Origin of the sequence: Alteromonas sp. MB-3u-76, from assembly GCF_002831605.1 — a bacterium.
Taxonomy (GTDB): Bacteria; Pseudomonadota; Gammaproteobacteria; order Enterobacterales; family Alteromonadaceae; genus Alteromonas; species Alteromonas hispanica.
This window is the reverse complement of record NZ_CP025115.1, coordinates 3,874,136-3,891,241: the sequence shown is the minus strand read 5'-3', so window position 1 is coordinate 3,891,241 and position 17,106 is coordinate 3,874,136. Positions and strand designations below refer to the sequence as shown.

The 17,106-nt window shown below is 44.2% G+C and carries 15 protein-coding genes; 5 read left to right on the top strand and 10 right to left on the bottom strand.

Going from position 1 to position 17,106, the window contains the following annotated elements; genetic code table 11:
* Positions 1 to 77: 77 nt before the first annotated feature.
* Genes CW735_RS17330 through CW735_RS17320 form a run of 3 tightly spaced genes read right to left on the bottom strand, consistent with a single transcriptional unit; the run spans position 78 to position 3,037 of the window.
* Positions 78 to 1,085: a cytochrome d ubiquinol oxidase subunit II gene (locus CW735_RS17330; protein WP_071980742.1), complete on the bottom strand. Its 1,008-nt coding sequence runs from the start codon at positions 1,083 to 1,085 to the stop codon at positions 78 to 80.
* A gap of 9 nt (positions 1,086 to 1,094) precedes the next feature.
* On the bottom strand, positions 1,095 to 2,468 hold the full coding sequence (locus CW735_RS17325) for a cytochrome ubiquinol oxidase subunit I (protein WP_100973022.1): 1,374 nt from the start codon (positions 2,466 to 2,468) through the stop codon (positions 1,095 to 1,097).
* An 11-nt stretch (positions 2,469 to 2,479) separates the two neighbouring features.
* The gene (locus tag CW735_RS17320; RefSeq protein WP_071980740.1) at positions 2,480 to 3,037 is read right to left on the bottom strand and encodes a GbsR/MarR family transcriptional regulator; all 558 of its coding nucleotides are present in this window, start codon (positions 3,035 to 3,037) and stop codon (positions 2,480 to 2,482) included.
* Positions 3,038 to 3,232: 195 nt separating this feature from the next.
* Here CW735_RS17320 and CW735_RS17315 point away from each other — a divergent pair, with 195 nt between their 5' ends.
* On the top strand, positions 3,233 to 4,474 hold the full coding sequence (locus tag CW735_RS17315; RefSeq protein ID WP_232368317.1) for an MFS transporter: 1,242 nt from the start codon (positions 3,233 to 3,235) through the stop codon (positions 4,472 to 4,474).
* A 220-nt stretch (positions 4,475 to 4,694) separates the two neighbouring features.
* Positions 4,695 to 7,397 carry an ATP-binding protein gene (locus tag CW735_RS17310; protein ID WP_071980738.1) on the top strand — a complete coding sequence of 901 codons (2,703 nt, stop codon included), beginning with the start codon at positions 4,695 to 4,697 and terminating at the stop codon, positions 7,395 to 7,397.
* A 32-nt stretch (positions 7,398 to 7,429) separates the two neighbouring features.
* Here CW735_RS17310 and CW735_RS17305 read toward each other — a convergent pair whose 3' ends face one another.
* From CW735_RS17305 to ubiD, 4 genes are all read right to left on the bottom strand, one after another.
* The gene (locus CW735_RS17305; protein WP_232230516.1) at positions 7,430 to 8,365 is read right to left on the bottom strand and encodes a substrate-binding periplasmic protein; all 936 of its coding nucleotides are present in this window, start codon (positions 8,363 to 8,365) and stop codon (positions 7,430 to 7,432) included.
* Positions 8,366 to 8,710: 345 nt separating this feature from the next.
* Positions 8,711 to 10,105 (bottom strand): M28 family metallopeptidase, encoded by a 1,395-nt coding sequence (locus tag CW735_RS17300; RefSeq protein ID WP_083595322.1) that lies wholly within the window; start codon positions 10,103 to 10,105, stop codon positions 8,711 to 8,713.
* A 342-nt stretch (positions 10,106 to 10,447) separates the two neighbouring features.
* Positions 10,448 to 11,143 carry an NAD(P)H-flavin reductase gene (gene fre, locus CW735_RS17295; RefSeq protein WP_071980737.1) on the bottom strand — a complete coding sequence of 232 codons (696 nt, stop codon included), beginning with the start codon at positions 11,141 to 11,143 and terminating at the stop codon, positions 10,448 to 10,450.
* A gap of 71 nt (positions 11,144 to 11,214) precedes the next feature.
* A complete protein-coding gene (ubiD, locus tag CW735_RS17290; RefSeq protein ID WP_071980736.1) occupies positions 11,215 to 12,684 on the bottom strand; it encodes a 4-hydroxy-3-polyprenylbenzoate decarboxylase in 1,470 nt (489 codons plus the stop codon).
* A 216-nt stretch (positions 12,685 to 12,900) separates the two neighbouring features.
* Here ubiD and CW735_RS17285 point away from each other — a divergent pair, with 216 nt between their 5' ends.
* Positions 12,901 to 13,152 (top strand): TIGR02647 family protein, encoded by a 252-nt coding sequence (locus tag CW735_RS17285; protein ID WP_071980735.1) that lies wholly within the window; start codon positions 12,901 to 12,903, stop codon positions 13,150 to 13,152.
* Between the two features lie 184 nt (positions 13,153 to 13,336).
* Entirely contained in the window at positions 13,337 to 13,987 is a 651-nt protein-coding gene (locus CW735_RS17280; RefSeq protein ID WP_071980734.1) for a tetratricopeptide repeat protein, read from the top strand.
* Positions 13,988 to 14,058: 71 nt separating this feature from the next.
* Here the strand turns inward: CW735_RS17280 and tnpA are convergent, their stop codons facing one another.
* The gene (gene tnpA / locus CW735_RS17275; protein WP_100971419.1) at positions 14,059 to 14,457 is read right to left on the bottom strand and encodes an IS200/IS605 family transposase; all 399 of its coding nucleotides are present in this window, start codon (positions 14,455 to 14,457) and stop codon (positions 14,059 to 14,061) included.
* 38 nt (positions 14,458 to 14,495) lie between these two features.
* On the opposite strand from tnpA, the gene CW735_RS17270 reads away from it, so the two are divergent.
* Positions 14,496 to 15,725 (top strand): RNA-guided endonuclease InsQ/TnpB family protein, encoded by a 1,230-nt coding sequence (locus CW735_RS17270; protein WP_100971421.1) that lies wholly within the window; start codon positions 14,496 to 14,498, stop codon positions 15,723 to 15,725.
* A gap of 114 nt (positions 15,726 to 15,839) precedes the next feature.
* Here the strand turns inward: CW735_RS17270 and CW735_RS17265 are convergent, their stop codons facing one another.
* Complete coding sequence (locus CW735_RS17265) at positions 15,840 to 16,412, bottom strand: cytochrome b/b6 domain-containing protein (protein ID WP_083595321.1); 573 nt, start codon at positions 16,410 to 16,412, stop codon at positions 15,840 to 15,842.
* Between the two features lie 78 nt (positions 16,413 to 16,490).
* A complete protein-coding gene (locus tag CW735_RS17260) occupies positions 16,491 to 16,775 on the bottom strand; it encodes a PepSY domain-containing protein (protein WP_071980733.1) in 285 nt (94 codons plus the stop codon).
* Positions 16,776 to 17,106: the final 331 nt, after the last annotated feature.

The window sequence follows — 17,106 nt, the reverse complement described above, 5'->3', positions numbered from 1 at the left end:
CATATAAAGAGAGCGTGTTACAGCAGCAAAAAAAAATGGGGAGCTAATAGCTCCCCGTTTTGCACTTTTCACACGCCCTAGTAATACGATAATTTCTGCGATTTCCCAGAAAAGATCTTATACACCATAAGGGTGTAGGCCAAAATTACAGGCACTACAATTACCACGCCAACCAGTAAAAACCGCAGCGAACTTGCATCACTTAATGCATCCGATATGGTCATTTGCCCCGGAATAATAAACGGATAATAGCTTATAGCGAAAGCCGCAAAGCTCAGCAGAAAGACTAATAGCGCGATAAAGAACGGTAGCCACTCGCCTTTTCCGTTGCCCTCAGGCAGTTTTTTTAGTAACACGCCGCACAGCGCAAGCAGAGCAAAGCAGGTAGCGGGTATGGCAAATAGCATAATGCCCCAAGGTGCCGACAGCCACAGCTCTCTTATTTCTGTATGAAGCGTAAGATTGGCTATGCTTACCGCAATTATGCCGGCCGCCAGTATGCCCAAACCACGTTTAGCCCAGTAATACGCTTTTTCCTGCAGCGCTCCTTCAGATTTAAGAATAAGCCAGCAAGAGCCAATAAAGGCGTAAGCAGCAGTTACACCTAGTGCAGCCAGCAGCGCGAATGCCTGTGCCCATATATCTGTGCGTAATCCAGTCACATAAATACCCAGCATATAGCCTTGTGCAAGAGTGGTAAGTAAAGAGCCGTACTTAAAGACTAAATCCCACTTACGCTTTTGTACCTGCACTACCTTCGCCCTAAAATCAAAGGCAACACCTCGTAAAATTAGACCAAGCAGCATAAATGTTGCCGGAAGATACAGTGCTTGCAGCACTTTGCTGTGCGCCTCGGGAAAAGCAATCAGCAACAGACCTACTGCCAATACCAGCCAGGTTTCGTTTGCGTCCCAGTAGGGCCCAATAGACGCGATCATATCGTCTCTAAATGCTTCAGTACGTGGCGGAATTAATACACCTACACCTAAATCATACCCATCTAATATGGCGTAAAGCAGAATAGATAGCCCCAGCAGGCCCACGTATATGTTGCCGAGCATTTGTGGAGATACATTTTCAAACATCATAGCTCCTTACACCGCTACCGGGTTGGTATTGTTGGGTTTGATTTTAGCCTTTGCGACTTCTCGTTCCTCTGTGGTGATTTCTTCAATCTCCACGGCGCGACGACACATCAGCATTAACGTACTGATATAGGCAATAAGCAACCCTGTATAGATGACCGCATAAAGTGTGAACGACATTGCCACATTGCTTGGTGGTAGCTGAGTGACAGCATCCGCTGTTTTTAGCACACCACTTACCAAATAAGGCTGGCGACCAATTTCTGTGACATACCAGCCCGCAAGGGTGGCTACCCAACCGCTGAACGCCATACCCACAAACGTGCGCTTGAGCCATAACGGAAACGCGCGGTTTCGCATTAAATAAATACTGCCTAGCCAAGACACTGCAAGCATGAGCATTCCCATTCCTACCATTACCCTAAAGCCGTAAAATACAGGTGCTACAGGCGGGTGTTCCCCCTCAAACTCGTTAAGACCTTTCAGCTCACCCTTCAAGTCGTGAGTAAGAATAAGGCTTGCTGCATACGGAATAGGTATTTCGAAGTGATTCTCCTTATTATCCTCATCGGGAATGGCGAATAGCAGTAGCGGAGCGCCTTCAGTGGTTTCCCACAATCCTTCCATAGCAGCTACTTTTTGCGGCTGATGTTCAAGTGTGTTCAATCCATGCATATCACCTGCAAATATTTGCAGCGGGATAAGCACTGCCGCAGTGTATGTGGCGGTTTTAAGTGCTAGTTTTGGCGCTAGTTTGTCATCGCCTTTTAGCATTCTGTAAGCAGAGAGCCCTGCAATCAGAAAACTGGCTGTCAATCCAGACGCTAGCATCATATGAACAAAACGGTAGGGGAAAGACGGATTAAAGATAATCTCCTTCCAGTTTATGGCGTATACCACCCCATCGACAACCTCAAAACCTTGCGGTGTTTGCATCCAGCTATTGAGCGCTAAAATCCAAAAGGCAGACGTAGTGGTGCCAAGAGCCACAATAAGTGTTGAGGTAGTATGTAGCCAGTTAGGCACACGGCGAATGCCAAATAGCATTATGCCCAAAAACGTGGCTTCTAAGAAAAAGGCCGTAAGCACTTCGTAGCCCAGTAACGGGCCCGCCACGTTCCCCACTTTTTCCATAAATCCGGGCCAGTTAGTCCCGAACTGAAAAGACATGGTAACGCCGCTGACTACGCCTAATGCAAAGCTCAGGGCAAAAACCCGCACCCAAAATCGGTACATACGCATCCACACTGGATGGCCTGAGGTGTTCGAACGTAGTTTAAAGTAGAAAAGAAACCAACCCATAGCCATGGTGATGGTTGGAAATAAAATATGAAAACTAATATTTAGAGCAAATTGTAAACGAGACAGCAAGAATACATCCACGGAGGGTCTCCCTAATTAACACTGTTTTTACCCGGTAAAATCTTGTCCTTAAGCTCTAGCATACGGCCAACGCCTGAACCGAGTTTCATCAGCGTGTTTAATTTTTCAGGGCCAAGGTTTTGTAATTCCTCAGACCATGCCGTAATGGATTCCAATAAATCGTGTATTTCACTTAGTTTTTCTTGCGCACCAACTTCTGTGCCGTTGGCAGGCTCATCGAGTAAAAGATCGCGCAGTAAGCTTAATGTGGGGTCTATTTCGCGCTTACGCCTTTCTTCAAACACCCTATTTGCCAAAGTCCAAATATCGCCAGCAGGAATGAAAAATTCTTTACGCTCACCTGGCACAAGGTGCTGTTTGATCAACCGCCAAGATTGAAGCTCTTTTAGCCCCATACTGGTGTTTCCTCGAGAGATATTTAGTGCATCAGCAATTTCCTGTGCTGAAATGGGCTCATCGTTTAGCACAATAAGCGCCAAAATTTGACCAACTGTTCTGTTAAAGCCCCAGCGGCTTCCCATCTCACCAAAGTGCATAACAGCTGATGTAATAAGAGGTGTCATCTTCATTTTTTTGCGCCTATTGAAGTTTCAGAAATTACTGAAAGTTTAATACTCCATTTGATGCAGATCAATCTTTTTCAACATTAAATATGATTTCATAAAGACACTTAGGTCTTGGCTTTGGAGGAATGCATTTAAACTGTAATATGAAAGCGGTAGCGTAGGATATATTACGTTTTCAGCACTTTGGATAGCTTCGGTATGAGATTGGCAACGTCACAAAAAAACGCCAAGCAAATGTCCCCGCGAGCCTTTTATTTAGTAACAGCAACCTTCACAATACTCTCGGTACTAGGGCAAGTTTCTACCAGTATCTACACACCTTTTTTCCACGATCTAGCTAATGTGTACAACAGCAGCGTAGGACTTATTGAAAAAAGCGTCGCTATTTTTCTCATTGCGTTTTCAGTGTCGCAATTGTTGTCTGGCATTCTTTGCGACTACATAAACAAGCAACTTTTTTTGCTGTTCGGCATACTCGTATTTATGGTGGGTACTGTCTGGATTGCGCTGGCCGATTCAGAATCTGCCTTTCTTATAGGTCGAATAGTTCAGGGGCTTGGTGGCGGTGTTGGTGTTTCAGTTTCACGGGGCTTATCGAGACAGATTTTCAATGAAACGCAGCTCAATGTATCACTGTCAATCACGAACATCGCGTTTGCTGTTGCGCCCGCGATAGCCCCTCTTTTGGGCACTATTATTGGTGAGCAACTAGGAATTCCTTCGATTTTTTACTTCGTTTTGTTAATAGGAATGGCCGCGCTGGCAATGCTTTTGTCTACTGCTTCAACAATCTCACGCCACACAACCTCGATTTCTGCCAATGTTCTAGGCGAAACCCTTAGATTGTTGAAAACATGTTTTGCGCACATTTTCTTGGTAGGAGTAGCAAGTGGATTATTGTATGGCATTGTTTTCTGCTTTATCACCATCGCGCCGTCTATGGTGATGGAGAGGCATGAACTTAGCAAAACTCTTTTTTCGGTTTATTCGTTGTTCGCAACGCTGGCCTTTGTGGCTGGTAGCATAGTCAATATAAAGTTGCCTAATCAGACTAGCCTACAAAAATTTAGACTGTCTGGCTTGACCATATTGTGCTTGTCGATCCTCATCTCTATGCTGGTATTTTTATTTGGGAAAAATGGACTAGACATAATACTTTTCTTCAGCTACTTCACATTCTTCTTTGTTGGTATAGCCATGCCTTGCAGTGTAACCATTATGCTGGGTTTTTCAGGCACTTCAGCAGGCTTTTTAGCCGCATTAGTAGGCTTTTTCCATTTGTCTGGTGCTGCTGCCGGCGCGTATTTAGTGACCTTTTTCGGCCATATACTATCGATGGACGCTGTTCAGGCATTTGTTCTTATAACACTGGGATTAAGTTTTGGTAGCGTTATTGCCTGCCTATTTCTAAAGCCGTCAACTATAGTAGATACTATGTAAAAGGCTCTTATAAATGCACCGAACCGTTTGAACAGTCAGTTCATCCAATTATTTTGTGCTTTCATGGTATTCCATAGTAAATGCGGCGCAAAAAAGTGATTATTGGCGGCATAACCTTTAACATGTCCGATTAGTTATTCTTTCAGGGGCTTACTCATTGCGCCTGAATGACACCTCATCTCTTGCTAGGTAGTGGTGTATCAGAAAAAAGGTTTCCACTATGAGTCAAGCTTCACCACAATTAATGAAGAATTGTGAAGACGAACCCATCCACCTTATCGAAAGTGTTCAAAGTTTCGGTTATGTGATTGCCCTCAATCCTGCAGATAAAACCATTCAAGTGGTAAGCAGTAATATTCGAGAACTATTCAAAGTAGACATTGTTCCCGGGGAAACGCTTATTACTGAGCTTTTTACTATCCCCAATCCGGAAGCTCACACTTTTAAAACCATCTTTGAAGCGGTACAAGGCGGCAAGGTGCGTCATGCTTACCAGTGGCAGTTCGCAGAAAATGCGCTGTGGCTTGAGGACTGGGAAAAAGAGGGAAGTGGCGTAGCGTACGAATCAAATGGTTTACTGGTTATCGAATTAGAGCCCACTCCGCAATTAAGTTACGAAGCAGCGCAGCAGTGGGTGCCCATGGATATGGACTTACGCGCTTTGTTGCCCGACGTGGATGACAGTGACTCTATAGGCGATGTGGCAGATGCCATAGCGCGATATTTTCAAGACTATGTTGGTTTTGATGCCGTTATGGTTTACCAATTCGACGAAGACCATTGCGGTGAAGTTATCGGTGAGGCAACGGAATCTGAGGGTAAATCTTTTAAGGGGCTTAAATTTCCAGCCTCCGATATTCCACAGCAGGCCAGAGAGCTTTATTTGCTGAATCGCGTTCGCTGCGTGTTCGATGTTGATGAGCCAGTAATTCCACTTTTGCCCCGTATTGAAGACTCTGAACGGCCGCCCCTCGACCTTTCAATGTCAATGGTGCGCTCAGTTTCACCCACCCACATTACGTATCTTAAAAATATGGGAGTACGCTCATCTTTTTCTGTAAGTCTAGTGTTTGAAGGCAAACTGTGGGGCTTGTTAGCGTGCCATAGTAAAAAGCCTATATACGTAGATCAGAAAAAGCGCTTAGTGTGTGAATCATTAGGACATCTATACGCATGGCAGTTACATACTAAAACGCTTCACGAAAAAAAGGAGCATTTTCAAAATCGCCAGCGTTCATTAAATAACATTGTTCATCAGCTAACGTCTTACTCCAACCCGCTTGAAGCGATTAAGCAAAAGGAAAAAGACCTACTGCAGGTGGCTGATGCATGCGGCATGGCGGTTGTTACACCATCGAGTAATTACTTTGTGGGAAAAACGCCATCAGAATCCACATTAATGAAGCTCCTAGACAAGTTTGCTATTCCAAACTCAGAACAGTCGGTTACGTTAAATCGCTTAGCAGAACAGGTGACAGATTCTTGCAACCTCAACGGTATTCGCGGGATGTACATATCTTGCGTGTCGGCAAAGTTAGGTTACTACACGGTATGGTTTAGAGAGCAGCGAGATAAAACGATTCGCTGGGCCGGACGTGACGCGGCTAAGCAGGATCAGCTTAAATCATTAACGCCTCGAAATTCTTTCGAGTTGTATTTACAAAGTGTGGCAGATGAATCTGTAGATTGGACTGAAGATGATAAGTTAATTATTGAAGGCTTCGATCACCTCTTTATTCCTTATGCCTTGAGTTTAAAAGCGTCTCTTGATAAACAAATCAACAAGCTCGAAGAGCTTGATAAGGCCAAAGATCAGTTTCTGGCCAGCATTTCTCACGAACTGCGTTCACCACTCAATTCTATTGTGGGTTGGACAGATTTAGCGCTAATGGATTTAGACAACGTAGATAGAATGAAAGATGCGTTAGGGGTTATCAAGCGGGCTGCATCTACTCAGGCGGCATTAATAAACGACATCCTTGATTTATCTCGCATTATCTCGGGTACGATGAAGCTCAGTACTCATTCTTTAAAGATAACTCATTCTATTTCCGAAGTAGCCAAGTCGTTTGAAGCTGGGTTCGCAAGTAAGAATATTCAGCTATCGATTAACTGCGAAGACGAACATACGCAGATTTTAGGCGATAATTTACGTATTAAGCAGGTTATCAACAACCTATTGAGTAATGCCCTTAAGTTTACCTCTAAGGGCGGAACAGTGCATATTCGAGGAAAGCGTGAACATTCAAACTACCTGTTTAAGGTAAAAGATAATGGCAAAGGCATGACGCAAGAACAGATCTCCCATGTCTTTGAACGCTTTTATCAAGGCAAGAACGAGCACAACAAAAATGGCTTAGGTCTTGGGCTTTCTATTGTAAAGAGCTTGGTAGAAATGCACGGCGGAGAAATTCGTGCAGAGAGCAATGGCCCTAATACGGGCACAACTTTCTTTGTATCTTTGCCTATTGCGCCGTTAAATGTGTTTGATGAAATTATTGAAACTAAAAACACCGAAATAAGTGACTTAACACCGTCTTACCGTTTAAACGGCCTGCGTATTTTAGTGGCCGAAGATGAGAAAGATGCCCGCGATTTTATTAAGCTTTTCCTCGAATCAAACGGGGCTAGGGTGAATGTAGTCAAAAACGGCCTGCTGGCATGGAAAGAAATAAACGAAATGCCAGAGGCGTTCGATTTACTGCTTTCTGATATTGGCATGCCGGAGTTGGACGGTTTAGGGTTAATGCTCAAAATTCGCTCTAGCGAGTTTAGTCAGATATCTTCACTTAATGCGGTGGCGTTAACGGCATATGCCTACACGTCGGATAGGGTAAAAGCGCTTAAGGCCGGGTTTAATAATTATGTATCTAAGCCTGTAGACGGCGAAGAGTTGCTTACCATTTTGGAAATGTATATGTAGGTTGGCTCTGTTTGCCGAGAGCCCTTTTGGCACTACCAGCGCTGCAGTAAGGTTTCGTAGGTTGTGGCGTCGAGTAGAGATATTCGCTCTTCTACCTCAGCGCTTGCACTAGAAAGCTTTTCATCTGCTAGCGCTTTTGAAGAAAAGGTCTCTCCGTTAATGACAAACAGGCTTTTGTCAGACGTGGGTGTGTTATCAAGGCGATAGGCTGTTTTAAGTAAGCTGGTTTCGCGGGTAATGTCGGTGTGACCAATATAGTCTGCAATTCCATCGTTATTGATGTCTTTGCGTAGCCAACTAATGCCCAACAGTGTGTTGTATTCTCCGCTTTTTTGCATAGCAGAGATAGCAGCATTAAATTTAGCAATAATCTCTTTTGCGTTAGCAACATCGTCTCGTATTGCCAGTTGAAACCCGCTTTTAATGAGCGGTTGAGAAGAAAAGTGCAGTGTTTCTTCGCTATCGTTGGCAAGTAGCGTATTAAATTCTCGTATTAATAACTCTGAGGTCACCAGGTATGGGGCTCTGTCGTCGGCGAGTTGGCGAAAAGCATCAAATGTCGACGGATTTCTAGACCACTTTATATCTTTCAGCAGTCTAAAGTTAGGCGTGTTGGCAAAACGATTTTCAACCGCTACACGGTTACGCTTTAGATGCTGAAAAATCTTTATGTTTTCAACATCGGCATCCTTACTCGCGGCATAGAGGTAAAGAGGTAAAAACACTTCTGATGTTAATACGTTGCCCAAGCTCTGGCCCATATCGACATAGGCGTATTCACCGTCTACTTTTCCTGAACGAACAGAACTGCCTAAAAAGGCTTGGCGCATAACTTTTACTTTTACATCTGTTTCGGTTTGAGAAAAGGCAGCTAAAACCAGCTCGTTAATTCTGGCAGGCTCACCATCGTCGTTAACATAGGTTTCAAAAGGAGTTGCAGCAAGCGTGAGCGAATTTGTTTGAGACACTACTGACACGCTAAAAAGAGCGGTGCTAAAAAAGCAAACAAGGGCGGTGAACGTAAAACGACTAACACGCTTTATAAGCAAGTTAATTCTCTCCTCACAGTGACACATTTAGTGAAGCTTATGCTTCACGCATTATTTATAGTTCTTTATACACTTTAGGGTAGTTATATGGTTTATTCCACACAGGATATATTAATGACAATTAACACCCCTGGTAATGTGTGCGCCAGAACTGTCTTGTGTAGAGCGTATAGAGCCATTTACCTTTTAATAAGTAGCAGAAAAAACGCCGAGTACAGCACATGCTCGGCGTAATACATGCTCGGCGTAATAGATGCAGGGCAATTATTCGCCGAAGCTACCTGCAGGGCCAGGGTAAACCACAACGCTTTCTACGCCATCGTTGTTGACACTGGCAACACCGAAGAAGTAGTTATCAATAACAATGTTATCTAGTGTGGCTTGGTTCACATTCCCAACAAACTTGCTGTACTCCCACTGCGGAGCATCGGTATGACGCCAATATACCTTATAGCCTTTCAACTGCGGGTTTTGTTGTTCGTCTAGGGCATCCCACATTAACGTTGTTGAAGGTTGAACCGCACCCTTAATTGAAACATTAGCCGGTGGGTTTGGTGCCCATGCCATAGAGGCAAGTGAAACCGCGTTTAAACCCGTAAGCTTAGCGGCATAATCAAAGTTCACCCCATCTAGCGTGTCGCCATATTTAATGCCATCTTCTTCACGTAAGTCTTGATGCTGGCGGGTATAATTTTCGTTGGTTTCCATAATTCGAATGCCTGGGTAGCCCAAGTCATTAAACGGGCGATGATGACCGCCACGGCCGAACCTGTCTAATCTATACACTACCATGGTGTCGAGGTTTTCAATGTATTGGTCGGCTATTTTGTCGATATAGCGAGCTAGATTTCTACTTGGTGAATCTACCTCTCCGCCCGTGAAGCGGCGGCGCCTTGCTTCAGCGTCGGTCTCGGTCACTCTTGTGCCCTCGGCAAATATACGGGCGGTAGTATTGTTAATTACACCGTTAATGCCTTCAATATTGCCAATCATATCGTTGTTCAGTACCGCTTTAATGCGCCAGCCATCTTCTTTGGCTTGGTTGGCCATGATGCGTCCGCCGAACAGCCCTTGCTCTTCGCCTGCTAACGCCGCATACACAATGGTGCCGTTGAACTTGTAATTAGATAGAACACGGGCCGCCTCTAATGTGCCCGCTACGCCAGATGCATTATCATTGGCGCCAGGAGAATCTGAGGTGAAATCCATTACGTCAGATACGCGAGAATCGATATCGCCAGACATAATGACGTAACGGTCTGGGTCGGTAGTACCGCGCTGCACAGCAATTACACTTACTACGTCTACGGGATCAGGAATGCGCTTTTCACCGCTAATGGTTTTCGATTGAAAGTACACCTCTAGACAACCGCCGCATTCTGCCGAAATTTTTTCAAACTCAGACTTTATCCAGCGGCGGGCCGCACCGATACCGCGAGTATCAGACTCTGTTTCAGATAAGGTATGGCGGGTTCCAAAATTTACCAGCGTAGTAATGTCATTTTCAATATTGGTGGCAGAAATGCTATTTGCAATATCGTGAAGCGCCTGCTTTTGTTCGCTTTGCGCTATAGCAGAGATGGGAAAGAGGCTGCTGATCGCTAGTGCCGAGGTAAATACGGTGAGGTTTTTTATTTTACTGGGGTAGTTTTTTATCATTATTTTCTCCAATGTTTATTTCTTAACCATAACGAATACGGTGGTGGGTCACAATTGGAGTAAACCTACTATGCGGTCGCTTATCGCAAAAGTTCACATCTGAGCAATGTTAAAACTAAAACAGTTAAAACTAAAACAGGTTTAAAAGGTGGGTGGGGAAAACAAAAAACGCCAATAAGTAATTATCGGCGCAAATTATTTGCGTTATGTAGATTTGCAAGCTGATTACTGCTTACTGTGACGAAGCGACTCTCAGAATGAATTTTCGGATATTAACCCTAAAGTTCAGATACAACGGCAAAGTTCAGATCCAACGGCATGGTATTCGCCTATCAGGTCAGCCTAAATAAACGCGAATGCATCGCCAAATAAATTCTCTTTCTTTAAACCGCGCTGCGTAAAATCGTCACGAACTACTTTTGCCATTTCGAATCGGCCTGCAACGTAAACTTGAACGCCAGAGAAGTCGGCATGATCAGCCATGGCTGCATGGTGAACCCATCCCGTTCTGCCAGTCCAGTCGTCGTTAGCAAACTCTACCACGGGCACAAACGTAAAATGTTCGTTAGCCGCCGCCAATTCACTCAATTCGTCGGCTAAGTAAAGGTCTTCCGCATGTTTACCACCCCAGTAAAGAGTGAGTGGCGTGGTGTCTCCGCTTTTTAGGTGCTCTTTTAAAATTGAGTAGGTGTACGAGAAACCGGTACCGCCTGCAATAAGTACCATTGGAAGCCCATTGCTTTGTAAGTACGCATCTCCATGGCCAAGGCTGAGCGTAATTTCACCATCGCTTTGCATACGGGCTAATACGTCACCTGCATAGCTATTGCCTGGCTCGGCGCCGATGTGCAACTCTATACGGTTATTGTCGTAAGCGGCATTGGCGATGGAAAACGGTCGCATGTCTTTTTCGCCCATGACAACCATGGCGTACTGGCCTGCTTTAAACGCTACTGCTTCTGGCAACGTGAGTTCAATTTTTTGTACTACATCGGTTAAAGGCGTAATGCTTGCAACCTTGCATTTAATTTGTGGCATGTAATTTTTCTTACCCTTTTTGGTTTAGCGTGTCGCCTCTGAAGCGTTATCTTTAATAACGCTCTATTTGGTTACTTCATAATACCAAGTTCATCCCAAATATCATCAATTCGCTTTTTAACGGCTTCGTCCATAACAATGGGTTCGCCCCATTCACGGTCGGTCTCGCCGGGCATTTTATTGGTCGCATCCATACCCATTTTTGAACCTAGACCAGATACCGGCGAGGCAAAATCCAAGTAATCGATAGGCGTGTTTTCTATCATTACGGTATCGCGGGCAGGGTCCATTCGCGTGGTAATAGCCCATATCACATCATTCCAGTCGCGAGCATTTACATCGTCGTCGCAAACAATAACGAACTTGGTGTACATGAATTGACGTAAAAATGACCATACTCCCATCATAACGCGCTTGGCGTGACCTGGGTATTGCTTCTTCATAGTAACAACTGCCATCCGGTAGGAACACCCTTCAGGCGGCAGATAGAAATCGACAATTTCCGGAAATTGCTTCTGCAAGATAGGTACAAACACTTCGTTAAGTGCTACGCCTAGTATGGCTGGTTCATCGGGTGGGCGACCAGTGTAGGTTGAATGGTAAATAGGATCTTTTCTATGAGTGATATGCGTTACGGTAAATACTGGAAATTCGTCAACTTCGTTATAGTAACCAGTATGATCGCCATAGGGGCCTTCCGGGGCCGTTTCGTCTTGCGCGATATAGCCTTCTAACACTATTTCGGCGCTTGCAGGCACTTGCAAATCGTTACTTATTGAGGAAACGACCTCAGTTTTGTCGCCGCGTAACAAGCCTGCAAAGGCATATTCCGACAATGTATCGGGAACAGGCGTTACTGCGCCTAATATCGTAGCCGGATCTGCGCCTAGCGCCACCGACACTGGATAAGGTTCGCCGGGGTGTGTCTGACACCATTCACGAAAATCCAGTGCTCCGCCGCGATGTGAAAGCCAGCGCATAATAAGCTTGTTTTTAGCAATAACCTGCTGACGGTAAATACCTAGGTTTTGACGCTTTTTGTGTGGTCCACGGGTAACGCTAAGTCCCCAAGTAACTAGCGGTGCTGCATCACCGGGCCAGCATCGCTGTACCGGAATTTTTGACAAGTCTACGTCATCGCCGGTTAACACTACTTCCTGACAGGGAGCCTTTTTGACAACTTTGGCCGGCATGTTCAAAACCTGCTTAAACACCGGTAGCTTTTGCCATAAATCTTTTAAGCCCTTTGGTGGTTCTGGCTCTTTCAAATAGGCTAAAAGCTTACCCACTTCTCTTAATGCTTCTACTGAGTCTTGCCCCATACCCATGGCCACACGCTGAGGCGTGCCAAATAAATTTGCTAACACTGGCATGGAGTGATTTTTAGGGTTCTCGAACAGTAGCGCCGGGCCGCCAGCACGTAATGTGCGATCGGCAATTTCGGTCATTTCAAGGTCGGTATCAATTGGCTGACTAATGCGAACCAATTCACCTTTACTCTCTAGCTGGCGAATAAAGTCGCGTAAATCTTTATACTTCATTAGGGCTGGTGCATCCACGAACTTATGTTATGGCAAGAGTATACTATTTCGAGATAAAGTCCGATCAGTTCACGGCATGAATTCGAAGATTAAAGGTTTAATTTCGAGAAAATGATCTGGACAGCGCAATTAATTGTGTGTGATATAGGAAATAGCGCTATAACTACTAAAGCGATAAAGCGCTATGACTTTCAATCCTTTGCCTAAGGTGGCTTCATGACAACATTCGATCAGGACATGCTCGACGAGTTAAATCTGTTACTTAAATTCCCAGACAATAGCCTGCTACAAGGTCTAAAAATTCACCACGACGCAAGTCAATCTATGGTTAACGCCGCTTCCAGATTATATTCAAAAGGTCTCATTACATTGCCAGACGGCGGGTATCTTACCGATTTAGGCATTGATGTAGCCGATCACGCTCGTCATATTCAGTCGGCCCTGTGTGCGCAGAAGGGCGGTCATTAGTTCTATCTCTAATGCGCAATTAAGGCGCACCTATGCAACTGCTTGTGGGTGTGCTCGTTGAACGACGTATTGCTCTTATCAAGATATTGTTAGTGAGATATTGTTAGTGAGATATTGTTAAGATATTTGGCCCACGGACGATAACGTAAATACGCTTGGTTTTGCATTGTTAGAATCTGTCACTATGAAACAACGTCTTTTTACTGCACTTATTTTCACCCTGTCTCTTCTAGGGTTATCTACTCACGCCTTCGCTTTAGAAGGCGAGACAATTGAGGAAATTCGCGCTGTTCAGCTTTACAGTCAAGATGCGCTGATAGACATGATAAATGCGAATACGCACCTAGATAAAGTTGTAGCCGACCGCTGCCAGCTAGTTCAAGATATCGAAGCTCGTGCTGATGTGCTAAAAGTGCCTGCTTATCAGTTTTTATGGGGTGACATGCTAGCGTGGGGAGTGTGTGTTGACGAGGCGCCTGTACGTGGCATTGGCTACATGGAAGATGCCGCCAATCAAGGCTTACCTGCTGCTTTAGAGCAACTTGGCCGATACTATAAAAATGGCACCCTTGTGCAAGAGGACAAAGAGCGCGCTGTTGTGTATTTGCGCGAAGCGGCAGCCCTTAAAAGTTTAAAAGCTCAAATTCAGCTGGTTGAGTTATTTTTGGCCGGATACGGTAGCCCGTATGACTATGAAGAGGCCTATCATTGGCTGCACAATGCGGTGACTAACGATAAAGCACAGCATCAGAAAATTGCTGCGTACCTCGATGAATTGGAAACATTGATGCATCCTAAAGCCGTGAGAGCGGCGAAACGTCCGTCAGACAGTTAAAGAGCTTTATCGAAGCTCACCGAGAAAACCCCGTGATCAGAACGAAGTGATGTCGCGGGGATGAATCGGTGTCACAACCCCTGCTCTTGAATATATTTTCGTATTGTCTCTGCACTTGCATTTCCTACAGAACACACAAAGTATCCATCAGACCAAAATGTTTTCTCTTTCCAAAATTGGTTTTTGAGATAAGGAAATGATTTCCAGATTTTAATTGTTGTAACTTGTTTAATCCTCCTTGCGTGCTGACCTACTGAATATCGAGTGCCGATTGTAATCACCATATGAATGTGATCCTTGTCTATCTCAACCTCTTCGATCCTAAAGTCAGAAGATAGAGAAACATCGAAAACTGTTTTCTTGACAAACTCACCTAGTCTTCCATTTAGTAAAGGTTTTCTGTATTTAACTACCAGAATTAAATGAAGTGCTATTAGATATTTACAGTGAGATTTAGTCTCATATTCCATCTTGACAATCCGTTCTTATACAGTAGTCTGTACAGTATATGAAAAAGACGCTCAGATACAATTACAGGCTAAATCCTACGCCAGTTCAAGAAGCTAAACTCATTGAGTTTGGCGCTACAGCGCGTGGCATTTGGAATCTGTTGTTGTCTGAAAATAGGCGTCGATATGAATACGATAAAACATTCCTGTTTTACAAAGACATGGCTTCTCTCCTTAAGGAAATAAAGCCATTCGAGGAATTTGAGTGGATTAAAGCGTTTGATTCAGCGGCAGGCCAGCAAGTCGCTCGTGACTTAGAAACGGCGATGAAGAATGCGTTTTCAAAAGGTCGTTTGCAGCGGTTTCCAAAGCATAAAATATCCTACAAGAAAAAGAAGCTTCACAATGACTCGTTCCGAGCTGTCAATAACTCCAATTGCATTCGAATCGAAGATGGTGCTATTAGCATCCCAAAAGTTGGCAAAGTGCCAATCGTTTTGCATCGTGAGTTGGTCAGTAATATTAAAACAGTGACTGTCCAGTATCGTCACGGAAAATGGGAGTGCAGTATCACTCAGGAAGTTGAGTGTAAAACCGCTAAACAAGTATTGGAAACGCTCACTGGCTTTGACATCAACTCAAAACAAACGGTGGTAGGTTCTAACGGTTTTGTGGCCGACAACCCTAAATTTTTAAAACACTCAAAAGAGAAATTAAATCAATTGCAACGCCAGCTTGCTCGCCGAACCAAAGGTTCAAATCGCTGGCAAAAAACAAAACAACGCATCAATAAATTGCACGGCAAAATCTCAAGGCAAAGACTCGACTTTGCGCACAAAGTATCACGACAGATAATCAATGAAACTGATATAGCGTGTTTTGAAGATCTGAATGTAGCAGCGATGCAAAAGTTCAATGGCAGCATGGTTGTTGATAATGTGATGGGGTTAATCACTCAGCTTTCAAAATATAAGGCCGAGCTTGAGGGTAAGCTCTATCACGAAATTGGTCGCTTTGAAAAATCCACTGGGATTTGCTCAGAATGCGGTCAGCGTCATGTATTATCATTGAACGATAGATATTTCACCTGCTTGTCTTGCGGAACATATCAAAACCGCGACCTCTCAGCAGCTAAAAGTATAGCTCGAACAGGTGAATTAGATTTAATTACGGCGGGAATCGTCGCAAAGGTTTTAAAGCCTACATCTCAGCAGAAATATTCCATTAAAATGAAAGTCTTCGAGCTATCGAAGTTGGATTGTGGATCTGAGAAAAGAGAAGCAGCTTAGCTCAAAGCTAGACTGTAGAAGCCCAGTGATCAGAAGCGATGTCGCTGGGTAGTTCACTGTTTTAAGATTCTCTCGTATCAAGGTTGGTTTTGGTGTCTCTTGTTCACTACTTTATTAGCTATTCTTTTTAGCTACTTTGCGTTTTCCAACGAGCATGGGACGAAGTAATTGAACGCGGCCTTTGTACTGCACAAAAAATACTGCTGCTACATGAATTAGCACACAGGCGTATAACACATCAGCAAATGTGCCGTGGATCCACTCCAACGTACTGTTTCCGAAAAACGCGTCTACTTCCTCCATAGTAAAGCCTGTCACGCCCAACCCTAAAAACAAAATAATGACCGCAAAAATCATTAACCACCCAAAGGGATTATGACCGTGTTGCGCTGGCACATCACGTTGCTTTAAATGCTGAATATGTTGTTTGAATTCACGAATATGAAGGTTAACCGTGCGAAAGCTCGCATAGTTAGTTATTGGGCGAGTGAAGCCCCAAATAAGGCGCAGAAAAATAAACGACACAGCAGTATAACCCGCTATTTCGTGATAAAGGCGACCAGGCTCGACAATAAAGTAGTTGGTTACGAAACAGGCCACTAACATCCAGTGGCATAGCCGTACAATACGATCCCAGATGGTGATATCGTTGCTCTTGGTGTTGGGATGTTCGTTTTGGTCTGTCATGATCTGTTCTTTAAAACGTAAAAAGCGCCGCAATGCATCATTGTGGCGCTTTTGAAGGTGTCGTACAACGTATTTACGTTAGTGACTTTCTTCTTTCACAATGCTGCCATCGACTGGGTTAAAGTAAATTTCTACTTTGCTTTCGTCTTTGTTGAAACCATAAATTTCGTAGCAGTTGCCATCGGTAACTTTAAACTCATTAATTTTATAACCCTGGGCAACCAGCTGTGCTTGAAATGCCTCTTGATTTTGCCATTCAGACTGCGGTGCTGTGGTACACATAGTAGTGCCGTGCTCTGCACTACAAGCACTTAATAGGGTAGCCGCTCCAACGGCGGTAAGTAGCATAATTGCTTTTTTCATTGTCGTCTCCTTGAACATGGGTAAGGGTAAACTTGCTAACTACATATTTTCTATAGGAATGGCTGTTACGGCCAATCATTGAGAATAGTTCTTATTGCCAGACTAGCACGGTTTCTAGCACAGTAAAATAAATGGGGTCAGAACCACATTAAATTGACAGAGGGCACATGCACTCCAATATACTGAGCTCTGCGACTTAAAATGCCTTGCTATACGTTTACTGTACGTTTACTGAGCCATGCCGCTGTCTTCTAACTTGCGTTACAAGCGTAGTTATAATTCGAACGTCTTTTTATACACAGGCTGTATGACCCAAGCGTGTCACTAGTGT